The following is an 8,439-nucleotide window of genomic DNA, read 5'->3' as shown; positions in this document are numbered from 1 at the left end:
CCAGCATCTGGCATTAGCTTAGTGCTTTGAATGTGGGGTTTATGGAGCGGTTACGGTAGACCTGGGATTGTCTTTGTATGGCATGGGGAGGCTGGTCGTGAAGCCGGAAGCTTGGAAGCTATTTGAATATGTACGAGCAGACAAAATCAGAGCATATGAGGCCACATCTGCAAAAATAGTTATTATTGAACGAATGGTTGATGGACTCACTGCGGAGAGCATGTACAACGAATGGACGAACCATGACAGATAGCATTTCCATCTACGCCATCGTTATTGCACTCGGAATCATCTTCTATCTGCCCGCATTGTGGGCACGTCACGCATGGTCTGGAAAGAGTTTCACGATAGCAAGGTTCTGGGGTACCAACCTATACAACATATTTTTTGGCTACTTACACATGCGTTTCATTGAGAAAAACGACCTTCCTTTTTATGGCTATCAAGACAGTTCAGTTCTGGGATGGTTCTCAATCGTGATGATCCTGGCTCATGCGTGCGCCCACACCGTTACTTGGGATATAAAATCTTGGCGTTCATAGCCGTAACACTATTGCTGCTCGCCCCTTCAGTTTGGGCAAGATATGCTTTCTCAGCTAAAAACTTCTCGACACCCAAACTGGTGCTTACATTGACCTATAACATATTCTGCGGCCATCTGTATTTGAAATACGCGAAATATGGAACATTGCCTTTCGACATAACCCTGAGAAGCATAGAGCTAAGATGGCTGGCGCTATTCATCCCGTTAGCGTTCGCGCTTCTGTTACCTACTCCACGAATAAAGACCGGCATCGGACAGAATTAACGAAAACTTACAACAGCCTCTCTTTTCACGGGATGACGATCAATGAATGAAACAGCCATATACGCTATATTCCTGGCTTGCGGGGTAGCGTTTTACCTGCCTGCACTGTGCACGCGGTATGCATGGTCAGGAGAAAACTTCACGCCTACCAAATATTGGATAAACATGATTTACAATATATTCTTTGTCTATCAGCACATGCGCGTCATCGACAAGAACAGCCTCCCTTTTTACGGAGAGCAAGACAGCTCGATTATAATATTATTTTCACTGGCAATGATTGTGGCTCATGCCTGCGCCCACACCGTCACATGGGATATCAAACCTTGGTACTCAAGAAAAAATCGAAACCATTAGACTTTCAAAATGAAATCGCCCATACCGGAGTTTCCTGAATGACGCAACTCATCGAGTATACGGCCTTCATCATATTTTCAACGACGCTTTTCATGATCACGCTCTGGATACAGCGTGCTTTTTCAGACACTAACTATTCCGACTTAAAGTTTGCCCTATCTATTTACTACAAGATCATACCTATCTTCATACATACCTATATTCAGGCAACGCAATCAGTATATTTTTACGGTCAGCTGGAAATTTACGTTCCCGGCTGGCTGACGGTAGTCATTATCAGCGCTCACCTGTTCTGTATACCGGTACCCCACGTACCCTTCCGGTGGTTCCTGAAACGAAAAGTCGACCCCCGAATTCGAGTTTACAAATAGCGGTCACCACCTGAAAGGTGGTGAGACACGTCCTTGCCATCAAGCTACCGACTAAACCGCTCCGCCAGACTGTGCAGGTACTCCGCCATGCCTTCCAGCTCGCTGCTGATCTGCGAACCCTGTTGAGCCTGGCCTGCGCTCTGATCGCAGAGTTGGGCGATGCGGGTGATTTGCTGGCTGATGTTTTCTGCTACGTGGCTTTGTTCTTCGGAGGCGGATGCCATTTGTTGGCTCATGCCGGTGATGCGGGTGACGGACTGGCTGATGCCGTCGAGCGCCTTTTGCACGGCTTCGACGCTGGCGACGCTTTCCTGTGAGATCTGCTCGCCCTTGCTGGCGGTCTGCACGGCGCGGGAGGCGCCGTCGCGCAGGGTGGTGATGATCTGCTGGATCTGTTCGGTCGAGGACTGGGTGCGTGAGGCCAGCGAACGGACTTCGTCGGCGACCACGGCAAAGCCACGGCCCTGCTCGCCCGCACGTGCTGCCTCGATGGCGGCGTTGAGCGCCAGCAGGTTGGTCTGCTGGGCGATGGAGGTAATGACGTCCACCACACTGCCGATGGACTGTGTCGCATCGGCAAGGTCACCGACGGCCTGACCGATCTCGGTCACGGAGTTGGCCATGTGACGGATCGCCAGCAGGCTTTCATCCGCCAAACCACGCCCCTGCTGGGCGAGTTTGTCGGCTTCTTCGGCGGCGTGGGCGGTGTTCTGTACGTTGTGGGTGACTTCCTGAATGGTCGCTGCCATCTGGTTGATGGCCGTGGCGGACTGGTCTGCTTCGCTGCGTTGCTGGTCGAGCGATTCAGCCTGCCGAACCGACAACTGCGCCGATTGCCCGGCGTGCTGCTTGACGCTCTCGCCGGTGTCGACAAGGCGAGTCAAGGCGGCCTGCAATCGAGCCTCTGCGCTGAGCATTGCCAGATCGAGCTGGCCTTGCGGGCCTCGGTTGTCGCTGTAGGTCAGCGCAACCAGCGCACTGGTGAATGCCTTGGGGTGCTCTTCCAGCGTTTTGCGCAGGCTGTTGCGATGGCGGATTTCGAGAAAGCTGCCCAGTGCGAGCAGCACGACGAGAATCATGACGAACGAGGCCTGATCGTCCAGCAGGTACACGCCAGCCATCAACGCCAGCGCACAGAGGATCATCGGCAGTTGGCGGACGAGGTGATAAGCAGCGGCGCTGACTTTGGAGACTGCCGACTTGCCAGCCCGCAGGCGCGCATACAGTGCTTCTGCGCGGCGCACCTGGTCGCGGGTCGGCAGGGAGCGGACAGATTCGTAACCCACGATGCGGCCGTTTTCGTACACCGCAGTGACGTAGGCGCTGACCCAGTAATAGTCGCCCTGCTTGGAGCGGTTCTTGACCACGCCCATCCAGGGTTTGCCCTGTTTGATGGTTTCCCACATGTGGGCAAATACCGACGCAGGCATGTCGGGGTGGCGCACAAGGTTGTGCGGCTGCCCGATCAGTTCTTCACGCGTGAAACCACTGAGCGACACGAACGCATCGTTGCAGTAGGTGATGTGACTGTTGAGGTCTGTAGTGGAAATGAGACGCTCAGACGCTGGAAAGGTCCGTTCTGTCTGGGTAACGGGCAAGTTGACACGCATTGAACATCCACTCCCTGGTAAATGCGAAATATCCTGGGGCACGCCTTGAAGGTGTAGCACACACCCACCAAGTCACAACCGATCGTGCAGCGTCCCTATATCGTCCGGCAGGGCGAGGTCTTGAGTCGATGGGCGGTTTGGCGCGCTTTACTTGGTGGCCTCGTTCTCTGCACCATGCCGCCTTTGAATCGATTACTCGTGTACTGAAGGCTCCCATGGCGCGCAAGACTCAACCTCCCCTGCAGGCTTTCATTGGCGCGATACGCAGGCTGGGCAAGGCCGTAGCGACGATTGTCAGTCGCCGTAAGCCGGACGCTGGCAATGAAAAACGGGACGAGCCTGTTGTGGAGGCTGCGCCACTCGACGTCAGCGAACAGGCTGTCGACACGAAGGCAAGGCCTCGCAAGCGGAAGTCCAAACCGACAACGCCAAAACCCGAAACAAAACCCGCCACGCCCAACTGCCCACACTGCAAAAAGCCCATGGTCATCAAAGTGGCGCGCACCGGAAAGAACGCGGGAGAGTTCTGGGGATGCGTGGCGTACCCGAAATGCCGCGGGATTCGGCCGATTTTTCGGAAGGAATGAGGATTCGCGCGCCTACGATCCTGAATCCGCATCGCGGTCTTGATATGACGCAGAGCTTCACGGGGCTGCATGCCTACGCAGAACACTTATCGTTATGCACAAATCGACCTGAAGGAATGCGGTATCTGAAAGTGGGAGCGGACTTGTCCGCGAATACTGCGTTTCAGACGCTACATCTTCATCGGATGTACCAGCTTTCGCGGACGAGTCCGCTTGTATGGTAGGACTTGAAGGGAGGAGGAGGGACTCAGTTCGCTTCTGACTGTTTACGCAGTACAGACCTGTGGGAGATTTCACCCCTCCTCCTTTCACCCAAGCGCCGATAAAGAATGCTTATGGCTCGCGACCTACGATAGAAACAAGCCTGCGCCTCTGGGTGGTCCCTTCAAGTTCTCAAACCTTATCCCGGAGATTGCGCCATGGCAATGCTGGTTGCCCAGACTAAACCTGTCGTCGGAGTAGACGTCGCCAAAAATGAGCTGGTGATCTATCAGGACCAGTCCGACCGACTTGAAGCAATTCCCAACAACAAGGCATCTATCAGCAAGTGGTTGCGTACCTTGGCTGGAACGGTGTCAATCGCTGTCGAAGCCACTAATACCTATCACGCCCTGTTCGCCGACATGGCTTACGAGGCCGGCTGCACCATCTACATGATCGATGGCTACCAACTGAGCCATTACCGAAAAGGCGTCAATGTACGCGCCAAGACGGATGCGCTGGACGCTCGTTTGCTTGCCCGATATTTGAAGAAAGAGGCCGACGAGCTGCACCCCTGGGTACCGCCGTGCCCGCTTTATCGTCAGTTGCTGAGCCTGTTTCGTCGTCGTGCGGCGTTGGTCCAGGCGCGTACCGGACTGGTTCAGAGCTGGTCCAACGAGCCCCTGTTGAAAACAGCGTTCGCGGCGCAGATCAATTCGATGAAGCGCCTTGAAGCGCTGGTCGAGAAGAAGATCAAGGATGTCCTGCAGCGAGCCGAGTTGATGGGACAGGTCAGCCGTTGCATGAAAGTAGAAGGTATCGGCTTTCTGACGGCGGCCCGGCTGGTCACTACTTTTCAGCGAGGCGAATTCAGCAACGCCAACGCCTTCATTGCCTTTTTAGGCCTGGACCTCAGGGTGTCCAAATCCGGACAAAGTGACGGGCCGCGCCGCCTGACCAAGCGTGGCGATCCGGAAGCCCGTCGGCTGCTTCATAACGCGGCCATGTCTGGCAGCCGTACAGCCGCATGGAAGCCGTTTTATGAAGAGCAGAGAAAGCGTGGCTTCAGCACCACTCAAGCCTTGGTCATGCTGGCAAGGAAGATGGCCCGAGTCGTATTCGCCCTGTTAAAAACCCAGAGCGAATATCGGTCAAAGGCGGCTTGAGGGGTTTCCCAAAACCATAGAATCTCCCACGGCCGAAATTGTGCTCGCCCCAGATACTCATCGCGACTTTTGTACCGCTCGTTCCCACACTCTGCGTGGTAACGCCTCTCAGGCCGCTCCGCGTCCGGTCTTGAACTCACTTGGGCCCTCCCAGTTTCAGCAACAGCTATTCCCACCTCAGGGCACTTTTTCCTGTCTGCCTGCTCGTATCCCTCAGGCACAATGCTGTCCATCCAAAATCAGGCAATCAGGGAGTTCCTATGCCGTCGTTCAGTTTCAAGGCAATCGTGGTGTGCATGGCGTTGGTCGGCACGCTGGGGATGGTCAACGCTCAGGCGGCGTCCAAGACGCAGGCTGCTGCGCCAGCAGCGGCGACAACCCAGAAGGCTTCGCTGCTCGGCGGCAAACTGGCGTTCACGCTGCCTGGGGGTTTCGTGCAGGGCGACATGCCCGAGATCGACGAGAAAGCCAAGGCTCAAGGCGTGACAGGCTCGCTGTACACCAACGCCGCTGAGAAGCGTGTGGTCATCGCGACAGAGACACCACTGCCGTCGGGCGTTGAGGTCGGTGACAACGACAACGTGGTGCTGGACGGTCTGGTCGCAGGCACCATGGCTCAGCAGGGCGCGGGCTACAAAGACTTCAAGAAACTGGGCGAGAAGAAGATCGTCAAGAAGAACGGTCTCGGCATTCGTCAGGTGGACACCTCGGCCACCATGAGCGACACCAAGGTGTTGAGCACAACGATCATGGCGGCCTCGGGCAAACGTGCAGCGGTTCTGAATGTGGTCTCCAACGCCAAAGACCCCAAGCAGCACGCCGCACTGGTGAAAGCCGTCATCGGCCAATAACCCGTAGCCCCGTCAGTCCACCCGCAAGGCGCCTGACAGCAACGCCACCAGACCCTGCACCTTGGGCAGCGATTCACGGCTGCGCGGCCAGGCCAGGTGCAGGGCCAGGCCGTCAGTGGCCAGATGAGGAAGGATTTCCACCAGTTCGCCGCGCTGCAGCTGGTCCTTGATCAGCCAGGTCGCCAGTTGCGCGATGCCGCAGGCCGACGTCACGGCAGCGACCTGAGCTTCCCCGTTGCCCACCACGATACGGGCTTCCACCGCCCGTGTTTCAGGCTCACCCTGCGCGTCAACGAACAGCCAAGGACTGACAGTGCCATCGCCCCGACCAAACAGGATGCACGCATGGTCGACCAGATCCTCGAAAGTACGCGGCATGCCGTGGCGTTGCAGATAAGCAGGCGCGGCGCAGAAAATCACCCGTTCGGTCCCCAGGCAGCGATGCGCAAGTCCTGCCGGCCAGATCGACGGGCCACCGATACGCACCGCGAGGTCGATGCCCTCCTCCAGAATGTCGACGAAGCGGTCGGTGAACGTGACATGCGGGCGCAGTTTGGGATGACTTTCGGCAAACGCCAGAATCTGCGGCAGTACGTGCAGTCGGCCAAAGGTGGCGGGCAGGTCGATACGCAACTGACCGGCCGGTTCAGAGCACTGCGCGGCCAGGGCAGTTTCCGCTTCTTCCAGTTCGGCCAACATGCGCGTGCAGACAGCATGGTAGGTCGCGCCCTCCTCGGTCAGCGCCAGGCTTCGGGTAGTGCGCTCGAACAGACGCATGCCCAAGCGGCTTTCCAGACGCGCCACACTCTTACTGACGGCCGAGTTGGTCAGGCTCAGACGCTCGGCGGCGGCCGTGAAGCTGCCTGCGTTGGCGACCGCTACAAACGTTTCAATGCCTTTAAGACGATCCGTAGAAAGCATGGACGCTGACCATTGCTGAATTTAATTCCTTAATGTACGGAAAATTCGCCACAGATAGGAAATGGTTTCTGAAATATGCTGGCACGCTATTTTCTATAGGGTTTGTGTCATGTCGTCTCAAGAAACCACATCCGCCGCCGCGAGCGAACGCTCGACCGGGGCCGGTCTGTCCATCGCCATTCTGGCCTTGGCCGGATTTGTGATCGTCACCACTGAATTTCTCATCATCGGTCTGCTGCCCGCACTGGCCAGGGATCTGGGCATTTCGATCTCCAACGCCGGGCTGTTGGTCACCCTGTTCGCCTTCACGGTTATGCTGTTCGGCCCACCGCTGACGGCGATGCTCTCGCACCTGGATCGCAAGCGGACGTTCATCGTGATCCTGCTGATCTTCGCCGCCTCCAATGCACTGGCGGCAGTGTCGAGCAACATCTGGGTGCTGGCGCTGGCGCGCTTCATTCCGGCATTGGCGCTACCGGTTTTCTGGGGCACGGCCAGTGAGACCGCAGGCTTGATGGCCGGTCCCAAACAGGCGGGCAAGGCCGTTGCTCAGGTGTATCTGGGCATCTCGGCGGCCATGCTGTTCGGCATTCCGCTGGGCACGGTGTTTGCCGACGCTGTGGGCTGGCGCGGCGCGTTCTGGGCACTGACGGCACTGTCTGTGCTGATGGCGGTGCTGCTTGCCTTCTCGATGCCAAAGATGGCGCCCACCGAGAAAGTCGGGCTGGCTCAACAGGCCAGAATCCTGCGCGACCCGCATTTCATCGCAAACCTGCTGCTGTCGATTCTGTTGTTCACCGCGATGTTCGGCGCTTACACCTACCTGGCTGACACGCTTGAGCGAATCGCCGGGATCGAGTCGGCGCAGGTGGGCTGGTGGCTGATGGGCTTTGGTGCAGTCGGCCTGATCGGCAACGCACTGGGCGGCCGCTTCGTGGATCGTAGCCCGCTGGGTGCGACCATCGCTTTTGCGCTGTTACTGGCGCTGGGCATGACGGCAAGTGTGCCGGCCGCAGGATCACTGCCGTTGCTGGCCGTGGTGTTGGCGGTATGGGGCATTGCGCACACCGCCCTGTTCCCCATCTGCCAGATCCGGGTCATGAAAGCCGCACCGCAGGCTCAGGCGCTCGCTGGCACATTGAACGTGTCGGCCGCCAATGCGGGCATCGGGTTGGGGTCGATCATTGGTGGCGTCACCATTGAATACCTGGGCCTTGGAGCCGTTGGCTATGTCGCTGCCGTTGTTGCCGTGCTGGCCATCGCGCTTGCCTGGCTGACGATGGCACGCAAGGCCCGAACGTCCGGGTCAGCCGTTCCGGCGTAACCCATGTGCCTTGGGGCCGTTTGTCGAGCACGTCGGCAAGCGGCCCCACTGGCTTGGCCGTTCTTTTGAAGGTCTCAGCTGCGCTTCTCCATCCAAATCGTCTTCGATGCGACCGTTAATGGCAGCAGCACGCGTTGATGTGCATGAATAATGGCAAAATGCTCTTCCCATGGCATTTGTGACACGCCAAACTCTACCCTTTCGGTCAAGGATGAAGGTTTCTGACCGGTTCAATCAGATTCC

8 protein-coding genes and 1 pseudogene are annotated in these 8,439 nt (G+C 57.2%); 6 read left to right on the top strand and 3 right to left on the bottom strand.

Annotation, left to right across the window (positions count from 1 at the left end; genetic code table 11):
- The first annotated feature begins 82 nt into the window (after window positions 1–82).
- Both QRN20_RS19670 and QRN20_RS19665 read left to right on the top strand, forming a co-directional pair.
- Window positions 83–253 (top strand): hypothetical protein, encoded by a 171-nt coding sequence (locus QRN20_RS19670; RefSeq protein WP_502942215.1) that lies wholly within the window; start codon window positions 83–85, stop codon window positions 251–253.
- Complete coding sequence (locus QRN20_RS19665) at window positions 243–542, top strand: hypothetical protein (protein ID WP_029242448.1); 300 nt, start codon at window positions 243–245, stop codon at window positions 540–542. The genes QRN20_RS19670 and QRN20_RS19665 overlap by 11 nt, the downstream gene beginning before the upstream one ends.
- Window positions 543–1,580: 1,038 nt before the next feature.
- Here QRN20_RS19665 and QRN20_RS19660 read toward each other — a convergent pair.
- Complete coding sequence (locus QRN20_RS19660; protein ID WP_407072054.1) at window positions 1,581–2,615, bottom strand: methyl-accepting chemotaxis protein; 1,035 nt, start codon at window positions 2,613–2,615, stop codon at window positions 1,581–1,583.
- A gap of 249 nt (window positions 2,616–2,864) precedes the next feature.
- Window positions 2,865–3,146, bottom strand: a pseudogene (locus QRN20_RS26930) (PAS domain-containing protein); the annotation flags it as partial.
- A 215-nt stretch (window positions 3,147–3,361) separates the two neighbouring features.
- Between QRN20_RS26930 and QRN20_RS26695 the strand changes: the two are divergent.
- The 3 genes from QRN20_RS26695 to QRN20_RS19645 all read left to right on the top strand — a co-directional run bounded on the left by QRN20_RS26695 (window position 3,362) and on the right by QRN20_RS19645 (window position 5,951).
- Window positions 3,362–3,733, top strand: a complete 372-nt coding sequence (locus QRN20_RS26695; RefSeq protein WP_088234756.1) for a topoisomerase DNA-binding C4 zinc finger domain-containing protein — start codon at window positions 3,362–3,364, stop codon at window positions 3,731–3,733.
- Window positions 3,734–4,152: 419 nt separating this feature from the next.
- Window positions 4,153–5,100 carry an IS110 family transposase gene (locus QRN20_RS19650; protein ID WP_285361032.1) on the top strand — a complete coding sequence of 316 codons (948 nt, stop codon included), beginning with the start codon at window positions 4,153–4,155 and terminating at the stop codon, window positions 5,098–5,100.
- A gap of 260 nt (window positions 5,101–5,360) precedes the next feature.
- Window positions 5,361–5,951: a DcrB/PsbP domain-containing protein gene (locus QRN20_RS19645; protein ID WP_122501138.1), complete on the top strand. Its 591-nt coding sequence runs from the start codon at window positions 5,361–5,363 to the stop codon at window positions 5,949–5,951.
- A 12-nt stretch (window positions 5,952–5,963) separates the two neighbouring features.
- Here QRN20_RS19645 and QRN20_RS19640 read toward each other — a convergent pair whose 3' ends face one another.
- Window positions 5,964–6,872 carry a LysR family transcriptional regulator gene (locus QRN20_RS19640; protein WP_122509293.1) on the bottom strand — a complete coding sequence of 303 codons (909 nt, stop codon included), beginning with the start codon at window positions 6,870–6,872 and terminating at the stop codon, window positions 5,964–5,966.
- 109 nt (window positions 6,873–6,981) lie between these two features.
- Between QRN20_RS19640 and QRN20_RS19635 the strand changes: the two genes are divergently transcribed.
- The gene (locus QRN20_RS19635) at window positions 6,982–8,196 is read left to right on the top strand and encodes an MFS transporter (protein ID WP_025994741.1); all 1,215 of its coding nucleotides are present in this window, start codon (window positions 6,982–6,984) and stop codon (window positions 8,194–8,196) included.
- The last annotated feature ends 243 nt before the right edge of the window (window positions 8,197–8,439 follow it).

Source organism: Pseudomonas sp. fls2-241-TYG-175 (genome assembly GCF_030209155.1).
GTDB classification, from domain to species: domain Bacteria; phylum Pseudomonadota; class Gammaproteobacteria; order Pseudomonadales; family Pseudomonadaceae; genus Aquipseudomonas; species Aquipseudomonas viridiflava.
The sequence above is the reverse complement of the archived record's forward strand: the minus strand, read 5'-3'. Positions and strand labels throughout refer to the sequence as shown.

What these genes read in the sequence shown, in the direction of transcription:
- QRN20_RS19660 (WP_407072054.1), bottom strand. Translation starts at nt 2,615, where the DNA reads ATGATTCTCGTCGTGCTGCTCGCACTGGGCAGCTTTCTCGAAATCCGC.
- QRN20_RS19645 (WP_122501138.1), top strand. Translation starts at nt 5,361, where the DNA reads ATGCCGTCGTTCAGTTTCAAGGCAATCGTGGTGTGCATGGCGTTGGTC.
- QRN20_RS19670 (WP_502942215.1), top strand. Translation starts at nt 83, where the DNA reads ATGGGGAGGCTGGTCGTGAAGCCGGAAGCTTGGAAGCTATTTGAATAT.
- QRN20_RS26695 (WP_088234756.1), top strand. Translation starts at nt 3,362, where the DNA reads ATGGCGCGCAAGACTCAACCTCCCCTGCAGGCTTTCATTGGCGCGATA.
- QRN20_RS19650 (WP_285361032.1), top strand. Translation starts at nt 4,153, where the DNA reads ATGGCAATGCTGGTTGCCCAGACTAAACCTGTCGTCGGAGTAGACGTC.
- QRN20_RS19635 (WP_025994741.1), top strand. Translation starts at nt 6,982, where the DNA reads ATGTCGTCTCAAGAAACCACATCCGCCGCCGCGAGCGAACGCTCGACC.
- QRN20_RS19640 (WP_122509293.1), bottom strand. Translation starts at nt 6,872, where the DNA reads ATGCTTTCTACGGATCGTCTTAAAGGCATTGAAACGTTTGTAGCGGTC.
- QRN20_RS19665 (WP_029242448.1), top strand. Translation starts at nt 243, where the DNA reads ATGACAGATAGCATTTCCATCTACGCCATCGTTATTGCACTCGGAATC.